Source organism: Rhodococcus sp. H-CA8f, assembly GCF_002501585.1.
Classification (GTDB): Bacteria; Actinomycetota; Actinomycetes; order Mycobacteriales; family Mycobacteriaceae; genus Rhodococcus_F; species Rhodococcus_F erythropolis.
Window position 1 is genome coordinate 4137023 of record NZ_CP023720.1, and the last position, 19590, is coordinate 4156612.

Annotated in this window: 16 protein-coding genes and 1 riboswitch; of the genes, 7 read left to right on the top strand and 9 right to left on the bottom strand. The window is 61.6% G+C overall.

The features are described 5' to 3' along the window. Positions 1-20: 20 nt before the first annotated feature. Together CPI83_RS19295 and CPI83_RS19300 are read left to right on the top strand one after the other, a co-directional pair. Positions 21-860, top strand: coding sequence for a CPBP family intramembrane glutamic endopeptidase (locus CPI83_RS19295; protein WP_019747640.1), 840 nt, complete (start codon positions 21-23; stop codon positions 858-860). A gap of 33 nt (positions 861-893) precedes the next feature. Next, on the top strand, positions 894-1784 hold the full coding sequence (locus CPI83_RS19300; RefSeq protein ID WP_019747639.1) for an alpha/beta hydrolase: 891 nt from the start codon (positions 894-896) through the stop codon (positions 1782-1784). On the opposite strand, the gene CPI83_RS19305 is transcribed toward CPI83_RS19300, so the two are convergent. The 4 genes from CPI83_RS19305 to CPI83_RS19320 all read right to left on the bottom strand — a co-directional run bounded on the left by CPI83_RS19305 (position 1771) and on the right by CPI83_RS19320 (position 7472). After that, entirely contained in the window at positions 1771-2778 is a 1008-nt protein-coding gene (locus tag CPI83_RS19305; protein WP_019747638.1) for an NAD(P)-dependent alcohol dehydrogenase, read from the bottom strand. The genes CPI83_RS19300 and CPI83_RS19305 overlap by 14 nt on opposite strands. A gap of 57 nt (positions 2779-2835) precedes the next feature. Beyond that, on the bottom strand, positions 2836-3606 hold the full coding sequence (locus CPI83_RS19310) for a glucose 1-dehydrogenase (RefSeq protein ID WP_019747637.1): 771 nt from the start codon (positions 3604-3606) through the stop codon (positions 2836-2838). A 14-nt stretch (positions 3607-3620) separates the two neighbouring features. Then, positions 3621-3968 carry a hypothetical protein gene (locus tag CPI83_RS19315; RefSeq protein ID WP_007727425.1) on the bottom strand — a complete coding sequence of 116 codons (348 nt, stop codon included), beginning with the start codon at positions 3966-3968 and terminating at the stop codon, positions 3621-3623. 216 nt (positions 3969-4184) lie between these two features. Continuing rightward, positions 4185-7472, bottom strand: coding sequence for an error-prone DNA polymerase (locus CPI83_RS19320; RefSeq protein WP_024487466.1), 3288 nt, complete (start codon positions 7470-7472; stop codon positions 4185-4187). Positions 7473-7741: 269 nt separating this feature from the next. Between CPI83_RS19320 and phoA the strand changes: the two genes are divergently transcribed. Beyond that, entirely contained in the window at positions 7742-9274 is a 1533-nt protein-coding gene (gene phoA / locus CPI83_RS19325) for an alkaline phosphatase (protein WP_019747635.1), read from the top strand. Between the two features lie 37 nt (positions 9275-9311). Here the strand turns inward: phoA and CPI83_RS19330 are convergent, their stop codons facing one another. From CPI83_RS19330 to CPI83_RS19345, 4 genes are read right to left on the bottom strand one after another with little or no spacing between them, the layout of a single operon-like run. Next, positions 9312-10082 (bottom strand): (2Fe-2S)-binding protein, encoded by a 771-nt coding sequence (locus CPI83_RS19330; RefSeq protein WP_097387582.1) that lies wholly within the window; start codon positions 10080-10082, stop codon positions 9312-9314. Next, on the bottom strand, positions 10079-10912 hold the full coding sequence (locus tag CPI83_RS19335) for an ABC transporter ATP-binding protein (protein ID WP_097387583.1): 834 nt from the start codon (positions 10910-10912) through the stop codon (positions 10079-10081). The genes CPI83_RS19330 and CPI83_RS19335 overlap by 4 nt, the downstream gene beginning before the upstream one ends. Further along, entirely contained in the window at positions 10909-11949 is a 1041-nt protein-coding gene (locus CPI83_RS19340) for an iron ABC transporter permease (RefSeq protein ID WP_097387584.1), read from the bottom strand. Before CPI83_RS19340 ends, CPI83_RS19335 begins: the two co-directional genes overlap by 4 nt. Continuing rightward, positions 11946-12941 (bottom strand): ABC transporter substrate-binding protein, encoded by a 996-nt coding sequence (locus CPI83_RS19345; RefSeq protein WP_097388214.1) that lies wholly within the window; start codon positions 12939-12941, stop codon positions 11946-11948. The genes CPI83_RS19340 and CPI83_RS19345 overlap by 4 nt, the downstream gene beginning before the upstream one ends. A 115-nt stretch (positions 12942-13056) precedes the next feature. Next, positions 13057-13203: riboswitch (cobalamin riboswitch) on the bottom strand. Positions 13204-13274: 71 nt separating this feature from the next. Here CPI83_RS19345 and CPI83_RS19350 point away from each other — a divergent pair. The 4 genes from CPI83_RS19350 (at position 13275) to CPI83_RS19360 (ending at position 18176) form a co-directional block, all read left to right on the top strand. After that, complete coding sequence (locus CPI83_RS19350; protein ID WP_097387585.1) at positions 13275-15395, top strand: MMPL family transporter; 2121 nt, start codon at positions 13275-13277, stop codon at positions 15393-15395. 129 nt (positions 15396-15524) lie between these two features. Further along, entirely contained in the window at positions 15525-15647 is a 123-nt protein-coding gene (locus CPI83_RS31340) for a hypothetical protein (RefSeq protein WP_256063593.1), read from the top strand. A gap of 50 nt (positions 15648-15697) precedes the next feature. Next, positions 15698-17692 carry an SDR family oxidoreductase gene (locus tag CPI83_RS19355; protein ID WP_069145844.1) on the top strand — a complete coding sequence of 665 codons (1995 nt, stop codon included), beginning with the start codon at positions 15698-15700 and terminating at the stop codon, positions 17690-17692. Positions 17693-17852: 160 nt separating this feature from the next. Then, entirely contained in the window at positions 17853-18176 is a 324-nt protein-coding gene (locus tag CPI83_RS19360; RefSeq protein WP_097387586.1) for a hypothetical protein, read from the top strand. A gap of 380 nt (positions 18177-18556) precedes the next feature. Here CPI83_RS19360 and CPI83_RS19370 read toward each other — a convergent pair whose 3' ends face one another. After that, on the bottom strand, positions 18557-19588 hold the full coding sequence (locus CPI83_RS19370) for a pyridoxal-phosphate dependent enzyme (RefSeq protein ID WP_306665569.1): 1032 nt from the start codon (positions 19586-19588) through the stop codon (positions 18557-18559). Positions 19589-19590: the final 2 nt, after the last annotated feature.

Consider the following 19590-nt stretch of genomic DNA (forward strand, 5'->3'; position numbering starts at 1 on the left):
GTTGCCTTTACGATCTGACAATGACCAATACTGTTCCCGAAAAGTCGGGTTTTTGGAGTCGACCCACTTTGTGGAAGTTGCTCCTTCTCATCGTTGCCTATTTGGTCTTCTACCTTGCCGCCGGGCAGGTGATCTCGCGTGTTTTCGCCGACCAGATCGACACGGACAACGTGGTCTCGAGTGCCTCGAGCATCATCTTCGGCGTCATGTTGCCCATCGCGATCGGTGCAGTTGCGTTGCTGATCTTCACGGTCAAGGTCGGCTGGCTCAGCAGTATCTTCGGTCCTCAACCGGTACGCGGACGCGGCTGGATGTGGATCGGGCCGATTATCGTCGTTGCCGCCATCGCTGCCCACCTGGCCGGAACCGACTGGAGCGCGTGGTCGGCCGGCGAAATCGTCTCGTTGATCGCCCTCGGTGTATGTGTCGGTCTCGCAGAGGAATTGGTCACCCGAGGTATTGCAGTGAAGATGCTTCGTGATGCCGGCCACCGAGAACGCTTCGTCGCTGTTGTGTCGTCCCTACTGTTCGCACTCATGCACACGGTGAACTTCATCGCGGGAATGGAACTGGCAACAGTCCTTGCCACCGTCGTCTACACCTTCGGATTCGGAATGTGCATGTACTTGACCATGCGCGTGACGGGCACGATCTGGGCCGCAATCGTGTTGCACGGCCTCACCGACCCCACCACCATTCTCTCGACCGGCGGGCTCGACACCTCGGTGACGACGGGTGCCAGCGGAGCCACCACGATCGCCACACTGCTCACTGTCGTGCTGGTCGCCTTCGGCGTAGTTGCCATCTTCTTCATCCGCGGCCGGGTCGGCGAAGAGCAGCCCGCGCGCGTCTCGGCCTGACTGATCGCATGGGTACAAGACATACTTGTACCCATGCCTTCTCGGACCACACATTCGATCGCCGTCGTGACCGCATCTTTTGTTCTGGCACTATCGGGTGCCGTCACACACGCCAGTGCGGGGGTTCCGGCCGCTCCCGAAGCCGCGACTACCGAATCCATCGCATCGGAGTCGATCAGCGATCTGTACGCAGCCCAGGGTGCGCACGAGGTGGCTGCCGATTCGGTTCCCGGATACCAATTGTTCTACCCAGCCGACTTGTCCGCTGATGGCAAGCGGCATCCCGTCATCACGTTCGGCAACGGCAGCTACGCGACGTTCGAAGAGTACGAGGCCCTCCTCCGACACTTTGCGTCGTGGGGTTTTGTTGTTGTGGTGGCCGACAGCAGTGTGACCGGCGACGGTACTGAAATCTTGGGTGCCGCTCAGTACCTCGTCGATCAGAACACCAACGCTGAGAGCATTTTTCACCAGAGGATCGATACCGACAACATCGCCTCGGTCGGGCACTCCCAGGGGGCAGGCGGCGCGATCAACGCTGCAACTCAGTCGGCGAATCTGATCACCGCCACTGCGGTGCTCGACCTGCCGGACCCGTGGTGGGCTTCGCGACCTGTCGATGTCGTCGACGTGGCGAAGTTGACCGGGCCGACGTTCTTCATGACCGGCGCCGACGATCCGGTCTCCACCGCCGATCCACAAGCTGAGTACTTCGACAAAACCGCAGCACCGGCGGTCCGGGGCAGACTACTTGGCGTCGGCCACAATTGGGCCGCCGACGGCGAAGGATTCCGGGGTTACCTGACCGCGTGGCTGAGGTTCGCCCTCAGCGGCGACCAGACTGCCGGACGTGCGTTTGTCGGCGACTCGGCGGAAATCCTCACCGATCCCCATTGGGACCGGCAAGCGATCAAGGGTTTGTGATGACGATCTTGCCGTAGGCCTGCCCGGATTTCTGCTGCTCGAACGCTTCGGCAAGATCGTCCAGACGGTACGACGAATCGATGACGGGACGAAGCGCGAGGCTCTCCAGCCCTGCAACCATCTCCTCCTGATGTGCACGACTGCCCACCAGAACACCTTCGATGGTGACCTGTTTGGTCAGTAGCGAAGTCAGGTCGATCGACGACGACGGGCCGTTCATGATGCCCAGCGCGCAGATCCGGCCACCTGGTCGGACTGCCGACAGAGATTGACCGAGGGTGGACGGCCCGCCCACGTCGAGCACAAGGTCGATCCCGCCGCTGAGCCGCATCGCTTCCGATCCCCAGTCCGGGCGCTCACGGTAGTTGACCACGTGATCGGCACCGAGCTCGGTCAATCGAGCCATCTTGTCGGGAGCCGACGAGGTTGCGATCACCTGAGCTCCAGCAGCTTTGGCAAGCTGGACGGCAAACAGCGCTACCGTGCTGGTCCCGGGAATCAACACCGACGAACCTGGGATGATCGGGACGCCGGCAAACAATGCACGCCACGCGGACAAGCCCGCAGTGGGCAAGGTAGCGGCTTCTTCGTACGTGTAGTTTCGCGGCATCGACGTCACTGCCGATACCGGCACGGTGACGGTGTCACGGGCGAACCCGTCGACGCCGTCACCGGGTGAATTTCCGAATCCGTCGAAATCCGGTGCACCGCTGCGCCAATGCGGCAGATAGGTGCTCATCACACGGTCCCCGACCCCGAACTGTGTGACGCCGTCGCCGACGGCAACTACCTCGCCCGCTGCGTCGGACAAGAGAATGCGAGGGCCGTCGGTCGGTATCTCGCCGGTCGCCACGAGGTAGTCGTGGTGGTTGAGCGAATTCGCGCGGATCGCGATCGTCACCTCACCCGCACCTGGCGCTGGCGTCTCGATCGTCCTCAAGTCGAGGTTGTTCAATCCTCCAGGCGGAAGTACGTATACAGCGCGGTTGGTCATGGTGTGGATCCTCGCACGATTGACGATTTCGGGTGACGTTCGGAAAGGTTCTGCTGCTCAAAGGAGAGAAGCCGTGAACCCTCCGTCGAGAACCAGGCTGCTGCCGTTGCACCACGACGACTGGTCGCTCGCAAAGAACACTGCGGCGGCGGCGACTTCCTCGGTCCGGCCGTAGCGGGTTTGCTTCGTGACCATCAGGTCGTCGAAGCCGCCGGACTCGAGGCCGAGTGCGTTCTCGAAATCCTGTTGGTGACTCTTGACCAGGTCTGTGTCGATGAATCCGGGTAGCAGGGCATTGGCTCGGATTCCGTGGAAGCGAAGTTCGGCTGACAGGGTTTCGGTGAGATTGCGAACTGCTGCTTTGGCGGCGGCATAGCTACCGATCAACGGCGACCCGGTGGTCGACGAGATCGACGAGATGTTCACGATCGAACCGCCTCCGGATGCGACGAGCGCGGGTAGCGAATGACGGACGGTCAAGAACACTCCATCGAGGTTGACCGACATGACTTTCCGCCAGTCCTCGAACGAGGTCTCGATCAGCGGAGTCGTGGTGGCGATGCCGGCGTTGGGTACTACGACGTTCAGTCCGCCGAACTCGTCGACCGCCCTGGCGACGAGATCCTTGACCTGCTGTTCGTCGGTGACATCAGTGGTGACAGCGATAGCTCCGTCGATCGAGTCCGCCACTGCCTGTGCTGCGTCACCGTTGATGTCGGAGACTACGACGCTCGCGCCCTCCGCCCCGAATGCCCGGGCAATGGCGGCGCCGATTCCGGCACCTGCGCCGGTGACAATTGCAACTTTGTTCGCGAGAAGATCGGACATGTCAGCGTTCCCCTTCAGTTCTCGGTCGGGACGTAGAAAAGCAATTCGGGTCCGGTGTCGCCGGTAGTCGCGATGGCCTCGGACATGTCGAGAGTCCCGTCGCCCAAAGCACTTCCCAACGCCTGCGCCGTGCCCGCGAGATCTTCCGTGTCGAGTTGATAGATGCTCAGGTAGCGGCGCGCGGGCAATGCATCCTCGGGCAGCAACTGCACATCCGCCAGGAAGAATCGGGAGGCGGAGACAACTCCAGGCACTCGTTCGACGACCTGCGGAATATGCACGTCGTCGTACCAGCGGTTGAACGCGTCCTCCGAAGACGGATCGGCAGGGTGTACGTGTGCGACGAGAATCGCTGTGCTCATGGAGTTCCTCTTCAACTCGAAGTGCTTTGGATTCAGCATGTTTGGAAGGCGACAATATTCACCAGCGAGGCCACTGGTCGTGGCCGTGCCAGGCGATTCGATGGCCGCTCAAGCGACAACCCTAGGCAGGGATTGTGACCCGCGCCATATGCTCGGAGGTCAGAGTTGAGCTCCACATTTGTCCTCTCGGCACAAAACTCCGAGCAGAATCGGGCATTAGCGAAAGTCTCGCGACTTGGCTGTGACTCGCAGATCCATCAGCTGCATCCGGTCTGCCACGACAGTGACAGCGCCTTCCGCATTTTGCACCTTTCCTCGAATAAGCAACGCCGGCGCCGTATTTGCCAGTTTTCGGTACTTTGCCCACAACCCCACCGAACACACGACATTGACCATGCCGGTTTCGTCTTCGAGGTTGATGAACGTGACGCCCGCAGCTGTGGCCGGACGCTGCCGGTGTGTGACCGCTCCCCCTACCAGCACACGGTCGCCGTCCGGGATGTCGAGCAGCCTCGAAGCCGGCACCACGCCGAGCGCGTCGAGCTGTGGGCGAAGAAACTGTGTCGGATACGTGTCGGGAGATACTCCTGTCGCCCAGACATCCGCTGCCGCCAATTCGACGTCGCTCATGCCGGGAAGGGTGGGAGCTGTGACCGACGCACCGATACCGGGCAAGCGGTCCGGACGCTCCCCTGCCGCAGCGCCCGCAGCCCACAGCGCTTCTCTACGCGAGATGCCGAAGCTGGCAAGCGCGCCGGCAGTCGCCAACGATTCAGCTTGCGCGGTAGTCAGTTCCACCCGACCGGTCAGATCGAGAAACGACGTGAACGGTCCACCGAGGTCGCGCTGTTCGACAATTTTCTCGGCGAGCGCATCGCCGATGTTGCGCACTTCCCCCAGTCCCAGCCGAACCTCGAATCCACCTGCCTCGACGGTGGCATGCGCGAGGCTGACATTGATGTCTGCACCGTGTACCTGCACTCCGTGCCGGCGCGCATCGGCGACCAGGGACTGTGGTGAGTAGAAACCCATCGGCTGCGCTCGCAGAAGCCCGGCACAGAACGCGGCGGGGTGATGAAGCTTGAACCACGAGGAGTAGAAGACCAGTGCGGCAAAACTCTGTGAATGACTTTCCGGAAACCCGAAATTAGCGAATGCGTACAGCTTTTCGTAGATTCGGTCGGCAACCTCGTCGCCGATGCCATGTAGGTCTCGCATGCCCTGGTACAGCCTCGCTCGCAGTTGCTCCATCTTCTCGGTGGAACGTTTCGATCCCATTGCCCGACGCAATTGATCGGCCTCGGACGGCGTGAAACCCGCAACGTCGACGGCCATCTGCATCAACTGTTCCTGAAACAACGGAACCCCCAATGTGCGTTCGAGTGCCTTCTCGAGCGACGGATGGTCATAGGACACAGGTTCGAGTTTGTTGCGCCGGCGGATGTACGGATGGACTGATCCGCCTTGAATCGGCCCGGGACGGATGAGCGCGACTTCGACCACCAGGTCGTAGAAATTTCGAGGCTTCAGACGCGGCAGTGTCGCCATCTGCGCACGTGATTCCACTTGGAACACCCCTACCGAATCTGCCCGCTGCAACATCTCGTACACCGCTGTTTCCGACAGATCGAGATGCGCCAAATCGACTGTGATGCCTTTGTGTTCGGCCACCAGATCCATCATGTAATGCAAAGCCGAGAGCATGCCGAGCCCGAGTAGATCGAACTTGACCAACCCAGCGGCAGCACAATCGTCCTTGTCCCACTGCAGGACACTGCGATTGGCCATCCGCGCCCACTCCACCGGGCAAACGTCGGCGATGGGACGATCACAGATGACCATTCCGCCGGAGTGGATACCGAGGTGCCGTGGATAGCCTTCGATCTGCGCCGCCAGTTCGAGTACCGGACGCGGAATATCGGTATCCGCATTCTTGTCGATACCACCCCACCGGCCGACCTGCTTACTCCACGCATCTTGCTGGCCCTGCGAAAAGCCAAGCGCGCGGGCCATGTCCCGCACCGACGACTTTCCTCGATAGGTGATGACATTGGCTACCTGCGCGGCATACGTACGCCCGTATTTCGCGTACACGTGCTGGATCGCCTCTTCCCGGCGATCCGACTCGATGTCCACGTCGATATCCGGTGGGCCGTCGCGCTCGGGCGCAAGAAACCGCTCGAACAGCAATTTGTTGCGAACCGGATCGACGTTGGTGATGCCGATCGCGTAACACACCGCAGAGTTCGCAGCGGAACCCCTTCCCTGACAGAGGATGTCGTTGTTCTTGCAGAACGACACGATGTCATGCACGACCAGGAAGTATCCGGGAAAGTTCAATCCCTCGATGATGGCAAGTTCATGTTCGAGCTGTTTGTATGCCTTCGGTGCACCTTCCGGGGGTCCGTAGCGTTCCAGCGCCCCGACCATGGTCAGCTCACGCAACCACGACGCCTCGGTATGCCCGGCAGGAACGTCGAACGGTGGCAATTTGGGCGCGATGAGCTTGAGATCGAAAGCGCACTCACGACCAAGATCGGCGGCACCACTGACAGCCTCGGGATAGAGCGAGAACAGCGTCGCCATCTCCGCGCCGGACCGCAGGTGTGCTCCGCCGGTCGGAGCCAACCATCCAGCTGCCTCATCCAAGCTTTGACGCGCCCGCACAGCTGCCATTGCCATGGCGAGGCGTCGACGCGGAGGAGCGGCGAAGTGTGCGGCGGTGGTCGCCACCGTACGTAGTCCACGTTCTCTCGCCAGTTCTGCAAGAACGGCATTGCGCTCGTCGTCCTCCGCCAACCCATGATGAGTGAGCTCCACCGACACTCGCTCCGCCCCGAAACGCTCGACCAGATCCTGCAAGGCCTCCGCCGCGGCTTCGCGACCACCCGACGTCAAGGCTTGCCGCACATGACCTTTGCGGCACCCGGTCAGGATCTGCCAGTGCCCACCGGCGGCTTCGGTCAGCGCGTCGTAGTTGTACTGCAGTTTGCCCTTCTCACCGCCCGCCAGATGTGCGGCGGCTATCTCCCGCGAAAGACGGCGATATCCTTCCTGCCCACGGGCAAGTACCAGAAGATGCGTTCCACCGGGATCTGCCGTCCCAGTTCTGGGTACCGAATCGAGCGACAACTCGGCCCCGAACACGGTCCGCATTCCCCATTCACGCGCAGCCTCCGCAAACCTCACCACGCCGTAGAACCCGTCGTGATCGGTGACGGCAATCGCCTCGAGCCCGAGACGCACAGCTTCCTCGACCAGCTCTTCCGGCGGTGATGCGCCGTCGAGGAAGCTGAAGGCCGAGTGAGCGTGCAGTTCTGCATAAGGAACCACGCCGGTGCCACGAGTGAGTTCGCCTGCGTGATACTCGCCGCGCTTTCGTGACCAGGCGGGACTGTCACTTCCGTCGCCCGGGAACAAATCCTCGTGTTCCACGCGGCCTGGCCGTCCGGACAGCACCCGTTCCATCTCGGACCACGTCGGCGGCCCATTTCCCCAACCCACACTGACCTCGCACCTGATCGAGCCGGCCGTCACGGGACGACCGACTGCTCGAGGATGCCGAAAGGGAAGACGCACCACATGCATCGAACTGATGTTCGATGCAGATTCAGTCTGACAGGTCACTCACCCGCAGTCAACAGAGCGAATCTCAACCCTCACCGTCTCGTCACATTCAGATGTACGCATGTCTGCACTCCGTTCACTTTGGCCCCAGATCATTAGCGGCGTTCATAATCTCCATCCATACTGTTTCCAGGAGTACTACTCGTATGTCGTTCTCGCGCAACACACGTAGGTTGACGGCCGTCGCCGGCGCCGTCGCCGTTCTGGCCGCCGCCGGCTGCAGCAGCAGTGCCGACGAGGCAACAGGCTCCAACGGCACGACCGTCGATCGCGCCGCGACCGGCGAACTGTCCTCGAACGGTGGTGCTCGCCGCATCGACGGTGATCAGTCGGCCGCAGTGCGTGACGCCGTCAACGCTTCCGGCGCGAAGAACGTCATCCTCCTGATCGGGGACGGCATGGGCGACTCGGAGATCACCGCCGCGCGCAACTACGCCGAGGGTGCTGCTGGCAGCTTCGCCGGCCTCGACGCCCTGCCGATCACCGGCCAGTACACGCACTACGCACTGACCAAGGACGGCAAGCCCGACTACGTCACCGACTCCGCTGCCAGTGGATCGGCATGGTCCACCGGCACCAAGACCTACAACGGCGCGATTTCCGTCGACATCAAGGGGCAGGCCCAGTCGACCGTCCTCGAGATCGCCAAGGCGAACGGCAAGGCCACCGGCAACGTCTCCACCGCCGAGGTGCAGGATGCCACCCCCGCAGTGCAGGTCGCGCACGTCAGCGGCCGCAAGTGCTACGGACCCGAGGCGACGTCCAAGTCCTGCCCGGAGAACGCCATCGAGAACGGCGGCAAGGGGTCGATCAGCGAACAGCTCCTCGACACCCGCGCCGACGTCACCTTTGCCGGCGGCGCCAAGTCCTTCGCTGAAACCGCGAAAGCCGGTGACTGGCAGGGCAAGACCCTCAACGAGCAAGCTGCCGCTCGTGGCTACCAGCTGGTGAAGAATGCCGCCGAGATGAACGAGGTCGGCAAGGCCGATCAGGACGCACCCGTGCTCGGGCTGTTCGCCGACGGCAACATGCCCGTCCGCTGGGAAGGCTCTGTCGCCACCCGCGACGGTTACCTGCAGCCCGCCGAAACCTGCGTCGACAACCCCAAGCGAACCTCCGACGTACCGAAGCTCGCGGACATGACGCAGAAGGCGATCGATCTACTGAAGGTCAACGACAACGGATTCTTCCTCCAGGTCGAAGGTGCCTCGATCGACAAGCAAGATCACGCAGCCAACGCGTGCGGTCAGATCGGTGAAACCGTCGACCTCGACGAAGCTGTGCAGAAGGCACTCGAATTTGCGAAGACCGACGGAGAAACCCTGGTCATCGTCACAGCCGACCACGCTCACACCAGCCAGATCGTCACCAACGTCAGCGCAGACGACATCGCCACCATCGCCAAGGACCAGAACATCCCGGTCGAGCGCGCCCAGGAAATCGTCTACCCCGGTCTGACCCGCAAGCTGACCACGAAGGACGGCTCGGAGATGACGATCAGCTACGGAACGTCCGAAGATCCGGCCGTCGAATCCGAAGGGCATACCGGAACTCAGTTGCGCGTAGCAGCTTTCGGCCCGCACGCGGCCAATGTCAGCGGCCTCACGGACCAGACCGACCTGTTCTTCACGATGACCGACGCGCTGGGACTCGACCGTTCCAAGGTCGCAGCTCACTGACCTGACAACACCCGACCCGGTAAAAGCCTGGGTCCAGTCACACCAGAGCAGCCAAGGCGCGCACCCGATCTTCGGGTGCGCGCTTCGGGCAACTGGTGCACTTACCTTCACCGGGCACCTCGTAAATCAGGCAGCACGACGCGCGCTGCGTGAATCTGCGTCGCCCGGATGCCACCGGTGTCAACGGATTAGAAACGCGCACAACACTTTCATTGCGGTCGACATCGACGAAACGCGGAACCGGAATGCCCGGGTTCTCACCGCGGAGAACATCGATCAGGCCGGCAGCAAATGCACTTCCGCGCTCCCTCGCGCTACCGGCGGCGTCGAGGCTGCGATTGGCGATGGAGTCCGTCGCGATCGCCCACAGCGCCTGCTGCCGAACGCCGGACACCTCGGCGAGTACCTCGATCACGGGACTGAGTGAGCGGAACATCGCGTGGCCCAACTCCGCCACACTCCGCGAGATCGGTATGACCGACCCGGCAGCAAACCCGCCCAGATAGCCGTTGTCACGCAAGAAGATCCGCCCACCGTCCAACGATGGATCGGCCGCGAACCCGGTCACCATTCCGGTTCCGATCGGAATGCCAGTCAGCGTGGAACTGGCCGAGTACCACCACAACGTGCCGTTCACTCGGCTGTCCGCACTCCCCCATCGCTCGGCCGTATCGGCGACACGTGCTGCCAACCAATGGGGGTCGGTCATCAACACCGCGGGCACCGTATCCGGATACGCGCTCAGGTTGTCGAAGAACGGCACCGCTAATGCCATACGGGCGTAGATCCCGGCTACCGATTCCGTCATGCCAGCCCCAATATCTCCATCCGCGGACGTACTCCGCGTTCGACTCGCGCCTTGATGCCGAAAACCTCGGCCAACAACGGCTCGTCCAACACCTCGACCGTAGACCCACACGCGCGGAGTTCACCTTCGGTGAGCACGGCAAGGTTGTCGCAATACTCGACTGCCAACCGTAGATCGTGCATCGTGACCACAACCGCGAGCCCCGCCGACGCAAGTTCGGCGAGCAATTCCATCACGATCAACTGGTGACGAAGATCGAGATGATTGGTCGGCTCGTCCAACAACAGAACCTTGGGCTCCTGAGCCAATGCGCGCGCTATCGAGACACGTTGCCGCTCACCACCCGACAGGGTGGACACGTCGCGTCCGGCAAGCTCGACCAAACCAACATGCTCGATGCACCGGTCCACGATGGCGGTATCTCGCTCAGTGCTTCGGTCCAACCAGCTACGGTGCGGAGTTCGTCCGAGCGCGATCGATTCACGAACTGAAAGTCCTGCCGAGACAGTAGGTTCCTGGACGCTCGCCGAGATGGTTTTGGCGATGTCCTTACGCGAGAGCGTCGTCGAGTCGACTTGATCGATCAGAACTGCGCCACCTGTCGGAGTCAAAGCGTTGTAGCAGCAGCGCAGCGCCGTCGTCTTGCCACTGCCGTTCGGTCCGACCAAGCCCAATATTTCACCGGACGTCACTGCGAAAGTGATGCCGCGCAAGACTTCGCGGTTGCCGAGCCTCGCCCGGGTCTCGACGAGTTCGAGCAGAGGCGCAGCTTCGCCGTCCTTCGGGCGTGTCACTGTTCTGGTCTGCGTCACTGTTCTGGTCTGCGTCACTGTTCGAGCCTCCGATACTGCCGGTAGAGCATCCAGACGAAGATCGGTGCACCCACGAGGGCGGTGATCACTCCGACCGGAACTTCGGTGGATTGTGCCACCGAGCGCGCAGCGGTATCCGCGGCAACCATCGCGACGGCGCCCAGAAGGGCTGCAGCAGGGAGCAGTCGAATTGCTCTGGTGCCGACGACGAAACCGGCCAGATGTGGGATCAGGAGGCCGATGAATCCGATTCCACCGGCAACGCTGACTGCCGCGCCCGCCAGTACGGAGACCGCAAGCAAGGACAACACTCGGAACCGTCGGACGTTCATACCGAGGGCAGCAGCCCCGTCGTCACCGGTCTGCAAGACGTCCATCCACCGCGAACTGAACAGAAGGGCCGTGCCGACGACGACCAGTGCGATCGTCGGGAAGATCAGCGTCGACCATCGCGCATCACCGAATCCGCCGGCAATCCAGTGCATCACCGACGTCACGTGCCGATCATCGGCCAACACCAGGATGCAAAAGGTGATGAGCGCCGAGAATATCTGGGCGAGCGCTACACCCACCAAAATGATCGCGGTCGGCTGCGGATACCGGCCGCCGATCAGCAGTGCGAGAAACAACGGGATCATCGCCCCGACGAATGCTGCGACCGGAATCGTGAAAACCCCGAGGAGGCCGGCGCCGAAACCCAGCACCGACACGAGCACCACCATGAATCCCGCACCCGACGAAACTCCGAGCAGATACGGGTCGGCAAGAGGATTCCGTGTGACAGCCTGAGCAACAGCACCCGACATCGCCAAGGAAGCACCCACGACCGCAGCCGTGAGTGCACGTGGCAGGCGGGAGTCGATCACGATCGACTCCCGCGCCGCGGTCCACCACGTTTCGAAAGTCCCTGGCGCCAAACGGGCTCCGACTATCGCCCAGACGTCACCGACGGGAATGCGAACCGATCCCAAGGAGACGGCCAACCCCAGGACGATCGCCAAGGCGACCGCCAAGCCGACAAGTAGGGCGCCGTACCCGTAACGCGTGCGGGTCACTTCGCCGCGTCAGCGCCCGGATGGAAGGCCGTCGCGATGGTCTGTGCCGAACGCACCAACCGTGAACTCTCGAACAGGTCCGCGAGAGGAACCACGACGAACCGGTTCTGCTGCACAGCAGGGGTGGTCGCCATCAACGGCTGGGCACGGAGGAAGTCGATCTTCTGCTCGGCCGTCTTGTCGCCGTAGTCGATGACCACGATCGCCTGGGGTGCACGCTCGGCAACAGCTTCCCACGATGCGTCGATGTAGGGCTTTGTCCCTTCGGCGAAGATGTTCGAGACACCGGAGTATTCCGCGACCAATTGACCGACGCCGACTCCGCCGATAGTCGTCGGAACCTGGTCACCACTGTCGTAGAAGAAGGTCGGTACCGGCGCCGCGTCCCCGACCGAAGCGCGGACGGTATCGAGACCATCGCTGATCTCCTCTGCGACCTCGCGGGCGGAATCTTCAACGCCCAGGACTCGACCGAGTTGCGTGTAGTCGTTCTCGAGCAATCCGATGTCGGGGAAACCGGTGCCACAGTATTCCGAGAAGAGGAAGGTGTTGATTCCGCGCTCGCCGAAAGCGTCTCGGGAACGGCCCTGCTTCTCGTTGAAGGCACTGGTCATTCCTCCGACCACGAAGTCCGGATCGACGTCGAGAACCTGCTCCATGCTGGGGAACGTATCGGAGAGGCTGGGAATCTTGTTGAATACATCGGCGGTCTCCGCAGTTGGCGGATTGTCGCTGTACGCCCGACCGACGATCCGGTCACCCGCACCGATTTCGATGAGCGCCTCGGTGACATGCCCGTTCAAAGACACGATGCGCTGCGGCGGCGAGTCGAAGGTCATCTCTCGATCGCAGTTGGTCACGGACACAGGCTGTGCGAAGGATTCCGCAGCAGACGCGGACTCTGATTCCTGGCCTTTGGAACAACCTGCCGAAACCAAGGCGACCGCGATGAGAACAGCGGCGGCGCGGGACGGGGAGAACTGAAGTGACACGGGGACCTCGTAAGGGCTCTGAGCCACGAATGAGAATCCGACAGACAACTCCGCCCGCACACTGATACTCGGCCAGAGCTCCTGCTGGACTTCCTTTTCGTAGACCACGACGAATGGATGTCGCACACCGCGCGGTGGGTAATCGGGCTTGCCGACGCTCGGTGACTACCGAGATTCGACCTACCGTTGCGGGTCAGCGCCGGATTCGGACCGGCTTCCCCCACACGCGTGGCTTGCAAGTGCTTCGAGCAGTATGCATGACGTTTCCGATTCAAGACCAAACGCCCACTACAGTCGATCTGGCCAGACGCCCCCACACACCGGAGTTGATACATGACACGCTGGGCCCAAACCGTCGTCGCCCGGAAATGGTGGGTACTGAGCCTCGCGGTTCTGATAGTTCTCATCAGTGGGGTGTGGGGACTCGGAGTGTTCGGCAAGCTCAGCCAGGGCGGCTTCATCGATCCGGGCAGCGACTCCGCGAAGGTTGCGGACATCATCGAAGACAATCTCGGGCCGCAGACCCCGGACATCATCGCGATCTACTCACCCACAGACGGTAAGACCCTCGACGACATCGGGCCGGCAGTAACGGCCGCCGTCGACCAGTTCAAAACGGAAGTGCCGACCGCGTCGGTGAAGTCGTATTGGGGAACGGATGCCGCGGCCAAGGCCAGCCTGCTCTCGAACGACGGATCCATGGCGGCCGTTGCGATCACGTTGGCACCGGACTCGGGCGTCACACCGGCAACTTTCGCCGATCTCTTGCCGAAGCTCGAAGTTGAAGGTGCCGAGGCACAATTCGCGGGCAATACCGTCGTCGGCGTTGCCTTCAACACCAAGCTCGAGAAGGACCTGGTGGTCGCCGAAGCCATCGCCATTCCGATCACTCTGGTGCTGTTGGTCTTCATCTTCGGCGGCATCGTCGCTGCGGCGGTTCCGGTATTCGTGGGTGTACTCAGTGTCTTGAGCGCCTTGGCGGTTCTGCGAATCCTCACGTTGATCACCGATGTGTCCTCGTTCTCGATCAACGTCGCTTCTCTTCTCGGGTTGGGACTTGCAATCGACTACGGACTGTTCGTGGTCGGTCGGTTCCGTGAAGAACTGAATTCGGGCTCGGACCCGGGAGCGGCTGCGCAGCGGACAGTTCTGACCGCGGGTCGCACCGTCATGTTCTCGGGTCTGCTGCTGATCTGCGCGTTCAGCGGCATGCTCGTTTTCCCGCAGGCCGTCATCCGGTCTTTGGGTTTCGGTGCGATCGCAGCAGTACTGAGCGCGGCAGTTCTGTCGCTGACCGCTGTGCCTGCGCTGCTTGCCATTCTGGGGCATCGCATCAACGCCCTGACGTGGCGCAAGGATGCGGCGCAACGCGGCGAGGAACGCTCGCGCAAGTTCTGGGGCCGCGTCGTCACGTGGGTGATGAAGCGTCCGGTCGCGGTCTCGGTGACGATCGTGGCCGTGCTGCTCGTGATGGCCTCGCCGCTGCTCGGTGCCCGTTTGGGAGAACTCTCGTACACCGCACTCCCGGACAACGACCCCGCTCGCGTCGCAATGGACACGTTGGTCAACGACTTCCCGCAGACCGGCAACGGCGCGACGATGATCCTTCAGGCCGAGGACGGGAACACTCTCACCCCGGCCGAAGGTGCAGCGATCGCCGAGTCCGCCGGTCAGGTCGAGGGCATCGGTCAGGCGACCGTCGTCGCGAGCACCAATCAACTCATCGCGGTTCAGGCTCTCTACAGCGAGGGCTCTACGCCCCAATCACAGAGCACCGCAGTGACAGATCTGCGTGCGATCTCCGCTCCTGACGGAACAGTGCTGCTTGTCGGTGGCGGTCAAGCCATGGTCGACGACGGCAACAACGCCGTCCTGCACTGGTTGCCGGTGATGATCCTCATCATGGTCGGATCGACCTTGATCCTGTTGTTCCTCGCGTTCGGTTCGGTGGTCCTGCCCATCAAGGCGGTACTGATGGCCGCGCTGAGCCTCGCGACCACCTTCGGTGTCCTCACCTTCGTCTTCCAGGACGGTCACGGCGCCGAACTCCTCGGGGTCAGTCAAACTCCGCTGGAGGCGACGTTCGTCGTGCTCATCCTGGCGGTGGTGTTCGGATTGTCCACGGACTACGAGGTTTTCCTGATGTCCCGGATGGTCGAGGCCAAGAACGCGGGAGCGACGACGGAGGAAGCAGTCAAGTTCGGAACCGAACGCACCGGCCGAATCGTGACGGCCGCCGCCCTACTCCTGATCGTGGTGACGGGGGCATTCGCGATGTCCGGGTTGTCGGTGATGAAGTTCCTGGGCGTCGGCATGATCGTCGCGCTGATCGTCGACGCGACCATCATCCGCATGTTGCTCGTGCCCTCGCTGGTGAAGTTGATGGGCGAAGCGAACTGGTGGGCTCCGGCCTGGATGAAAAAAGTTCACGCGAAGGTCGGCATCGGCCACTGATTTCGGGCCACTGATCACGCACTAGTGGATTTCCCTGATCGGGCAGTCGTCCTCGAGGATGACTGCCCGATCAGGGAAATCGCTCCGCAGGGCGATGTTCTCCGAAGCTGATTTCGTCAGACTTGGAGCATGACAATTTTCGAATGGATCCTTGCAATCCCCGCTCTTGCACTTGCCGTCGCGTTCCTGTTTTCCGGAATCATCGCTGCGGGCATCGACTTCGACACCGAGGATGGCGTCATGACGCACTGATGTCCGGTTCCCTCTAGCCGTCGATCTTACTTTGGAGTAAGTTACCGACCATGGCCACATACATCGTCACTGGCGGTACCGGGTTCCTCGGACGAGCTGTACTACCGCTCCTGCTCGAGCATGATGAAACTGCTCAGATCCACGTGCTGGTCAGAGCGGGTTCTGTCGCAAAACTCGAAGCACAGGTGTCGGCAATTCCCGGCGGCGATCGAGTGCATCCGCTCGTTGGCGATCTGACCGAGCCCGAGCTGGGCATCGACTCTCCCCCGCCGGCCGACCATGTCCTTCACCTCGGCGCGATCTACGACATCACGGCCGGAGACGAGCAGGCTTCGACGAATGTCGAGGGCACACGCTCCGTGGTCGAACTTGCTGCGAAACTGGGAGCCACCCTTCATCACGTGTCATCGGTCGCAGTCGCAGGCGACTATCCGGGCACGTTCAGCGAGACCGATTTCGATTGCGGCCAAGGCTTTCCGACGCCGTACCACCGAACCAAGTTCGAAGCCGAGAAGCTCGTCCGAGAACGAGAAGGCCTCACCTGGCGTGTTTATCGGCCGTCTGCCGTGGTCGGCAACTCCGTCACCGGAGAGATGGACAAGATCGACGGACCGTATTACTTGTTCCCAGGTCTGGCGCTACTCGCGAAACTACCTGCAGCACTACCTGTCCCGATCCCCAACCTCGGGGCAACCAACGTGGTGCCGGTCGATTATGTGGCCGCTGCCCTCGTCGAGTTGATGCATGTGCCCGGCCGTGACGGCGAAGCATTCCATCTCGTCAATCCGAAACCTCAACCGGTACGCGAAATCTATGCCGGCCTCGCCAAGGCCGCCGGAGCACCGCGGCCCGCGCTCAGCCTGCCGGGCGTGATCGCCAAACCCTTTGTCTCGCCATTGCCGATGGACTCGGCAGAATCGGCACGGAAAGTCTTCCTCGATCGCATCGGCATGCCTGCAGCGTTGCTCGACAACATGACGATGGCGCCGACCTTCACCTCCGAGAGAACCGTTGCCGCCCTCGCCGGATCAGGCCTGACGGTCCCCGAGTTCGGCTCCTACTCGACGGTCTTGTGGAAGTACTGGCGCGCAAACCTCGATCCCAATCGCGCACGTCGCAACCATCCCGAAGGACCACTTGTCGGGCGGATAGTCCTGATCACCGGTGGCTCGTCCGGAATCGGCAAGGCCTCTGCCATCGCCGCCGCCCAGAAAGGCGCCACAGTTCTCCTGATCGCACGCCGCACCGACGAACTCGATGCCGCGGTACAGGAGATTCGATCAAGCGGAGGCAAAGCGTTCGGTTATCCCTGCGACATCACCGACGACGAGTCGGTCCAGCACACGATCAAAAGCATTCTGACAGAACATGATCACGTGGACATGTTGGTCAACAACGCCGGCCGATCCATTCGGCGCGGCATTTACCATTCCACGGATCGTTTCCACGACTACGAACGAACAATGGCCGTGAACTACTTCGGCGCTGTGCGATTGGTGCTCGCATTGTTGCCCACCATGCGTTCTCGCCGCTTCGGTCACATCGTGAACATCAGCAGCGCGGGAGTCCAGGCGGCAACCCCTAGATTCTCGGCCTACGTGGCGAGCAAGGCCGCCCTCGACGGCTTCTCCGACGTAGCTGCCTCCGAAACCCTGGCGGACGGAATCACTTTCACGACCATCCACATGCCGCTGGTCGAAACGCCGATGATCGCTCCGACCGGCGAATACAACAACGGCCCGATCACCAGCCCGGAAAAGGCTGCGGCAATGGTGATCCGCGCGCTGATCGAACGCCCCAAGCGCATCGACGTGCCACTGGGCACTCTGGGTGATCTGGGAACCTTGTTCGCACCGCACACCAAGGACCGGATTCTCAACCAGATGTACCAGGCCTTCCCAGACTCCCCGGCGGCAAAGGGGCAGGTAGACAAAGAAACTCCGTCAGACGTTTCGGCAACACCGTCGCGTCAGCGCCATTCACGCTCGCGCATCCGCAAACTCGGCCGACGCGCCGCCCGACTCGTGCCCGGAACGCACTGGTGACCGGTGGTGTGACTTCGCCTCGGAGCGTGTTGGCCACCGCAAGGGATCTGCAGTGCTAGTCATCAGAATCTATCCTGACCATGGTCATCCCAGTTCGCTATGGCCTTCGAGTGAACTGGTAATCATTCGGGCGCATCAGCCCTTTGTTCTCCCGAGCCAAATGGGGATCGACGACGAACTTGGAGAGAAAATACTGGCGTGGACTGATCGCTTCCAAAAGTTCTTTGTGACCGAGATCGACGGCTTCGCGATGCGACCGAGGTGGCGTCCAGGGATCAACGTTTTCGACTGGTACGACGAGGGCTATCAGATCGTGGGCGAACTTCGGGCACAGTTTCCGGACGTGCACGTCAAGCCTGAATTTGCCCAGTACGTCTTTTCGGTCAACGAGCGTCGGGAAAGCATGGGGCTTGTGCCGGTCAGCCTTCCGAACGAACCCAAGGCCGGGCACATAAGCATCACTGAACTCCTGCACCCCAAGTGAGTTTCAGAGCCATGGCGATGAATGCGATCGATACTGCGGCAGTGATCGAGTTTTCCCATCCGAGGGCGAAGTAAACTGCGGAAGAATCGAAATCCACTGCCTTGCAAGAGGCTACGGGAAACGGGATCCAGGCCCATCGTGTTTCTTCGAGTAATCCGATTCCATACGAACTTGATCTACAAAGCTCCGATGCGGACGCTGGGAACCCCCAACGTGAGGTCACTCCGAAACTCACGATCAATCCAAGAACACCGACGACCAGCATGAGTGCGCAAATATTGAGAGTACGTGACTTGTCTCGGGGTGAAGTCATTGGCACACAGTACTTCGGCTTTCCGTCAGTTCGCTGACACTGCACATTGTTCCGAATACGAGATCAATTAGCTGACGACCCTGCGGATCTCGCTCTCGGAGGCATTGGCGCCCGTGCAGACAACAGCAACGCGCTTGTCCGCGAAGGTGTTCGGATGTGCGTAGACCGCAGCAAGTGCGGCCGCACCGGCGCCCTCACTCAAAGTGTGTGCGTCGAAAAGGAGAGCCCGCTGCGCGAGGGTGATGTCATCGTCCGTGACGAGCAAGAAACCACCTAGCCGTTCTCGCATGACACGTTGTGTCAATGAGAATCCGGCCCCGGTCGCGAGCCCTTCGACACGAGTGGCGTTCGGGCGCTCGACACAAGTGCCGGAAGTCCACGAGTCGTGCGCCGCTCGTGCGGCCTCCGACTGCACCGCGAACACCTCCAGGTGCGGTGCAAGCGCACTGGCGACGAGGCAAGCGGCCGCCGCACCACTGCCACCACCGACGGGGACCACCACGGCGTCCAGATCTGACTGCTGCTCGACGAGTTCGACGTACGCCGTGGCAACACCGGCGAGGATTGCCGGCTCATTGGCGGCGCTGACGAGACGCAGGCCGTCACGTTCGCTGATGAACTCTGCGTGAGCGCGTGCCTCGTCGAAGTTTGCGCCATGCTCGATGAGGTCGGCCCCAAGCATGCGGACAGCGTGAGCCTTGACCGGATTCGCCCCAGCCGGCATCACAATTACGCACCGCACGCCCGTATCCGCTGCGGCATACGCCAGGGACTGAGCATGATTTCCCGTCGAGTAGCCGATGATGCCTCGGGCCCGCGTCGGCTCATCGAGTCCAGCCACCAGGTTCAGTCCACCACGAACCTTGAACGCACCTGTGGGTTGCACGTTCTCATGTTTGACAAACAACTGGCTGCACGAGCCCGCTCCCAAGGTCGGGTGCGATATCAGGGGCGTGACCGGTAGATGGCGTCGGACAACCTGACTTGCACGCTGAATGTCCGCCCATGTGGGTGGTTGTAGCCCGGTTGTTGCCGCAAGATCAGGTGCCTGTGCCATGTAGATCACCCTGTCAAACACCGATTCATAGGTCCAATACATGT

Coding starts and splice junctions, on each gene's coding strand:
- CPI83_RS19330 (WP_097387582.1), bottom strand. CDS start 10,082: ATGACGGAATCGGTAGCCGGGATCTACGCCCGTATGGCATTAGCGGTG.
- CPI83_RS19350 (WP_097387585.1), top strand. CDS start 13,275: ATGACACGCTGGGCCCAAACCGTCGTCGCCCGGAAATGGTGGGTACTG.
- CPI83_RS19315 (WP_007727425.1), bottom strand. CDS start 3,968: ATGAGCACAGCGATTCTCGTCGCACACGTACACCCTGCCGATCCGTCT.
- CPI83_RS19310 (WP_019747637.1), bottom strand. CDS start 3,606: ATGTCCGATCTTCTCGCGAACAAAGTTGCAATTGTCACCGGCGCAGGT.
- CPI83_RS19305 (WP_019747638.1), bottom strand. CDS start 2,778: ATGACCAACCGCGCTGTATACGTACTTCCGCCTGGAGGATTGAACAAC.
- CPI83_RS19360 (WP_097387586.1), top strand. CDS start 17,853: ATGGGGATCGACGACGAACTTGGAGAGAAAATACTGGCGTGGACTGAT.
- CPI83_RS19300 (WP_019747639.1), top strand. CDS start 894: ATGCCTTCTCGGACCACACATTCGATCGCCGTCGTGACCGCATCTTTT.
- CPI83_RS19370 (WP_306665569.1), bottom strand. CDS start 19,588: ATGTATTGGACCTATGAATCGGTGTTTGACAGGGTGATCTACATGGCA.
- CPI83_RS19295 (WP_019747640.1), top strand. CDS start 21: ATGACCAATACTGTTCCCGAAAAGTCGGGTTTTTGGAGTCGACCCACT.
- CPI83_RS31340 (WP_256063593.1), top strand. CDS start 15,525: ATGACAATTTTCGAATGGATCCTTGCAATCCCCGCTCTTGCACTTGCC.
- CPI83_RS19355 (WP_069145844.1), top strand. CDS start 15,698: ATGGCCACATACATCGTCACTGGCGGTACCGGGTTCCTCGGACGAGCT.
- phoA (WP_019747635.1), top strand. CDS start 7,742: ATGTCGTTCTCGCGCAACACACGTAGGTTGACGGCCGTCGCCGGCGCC.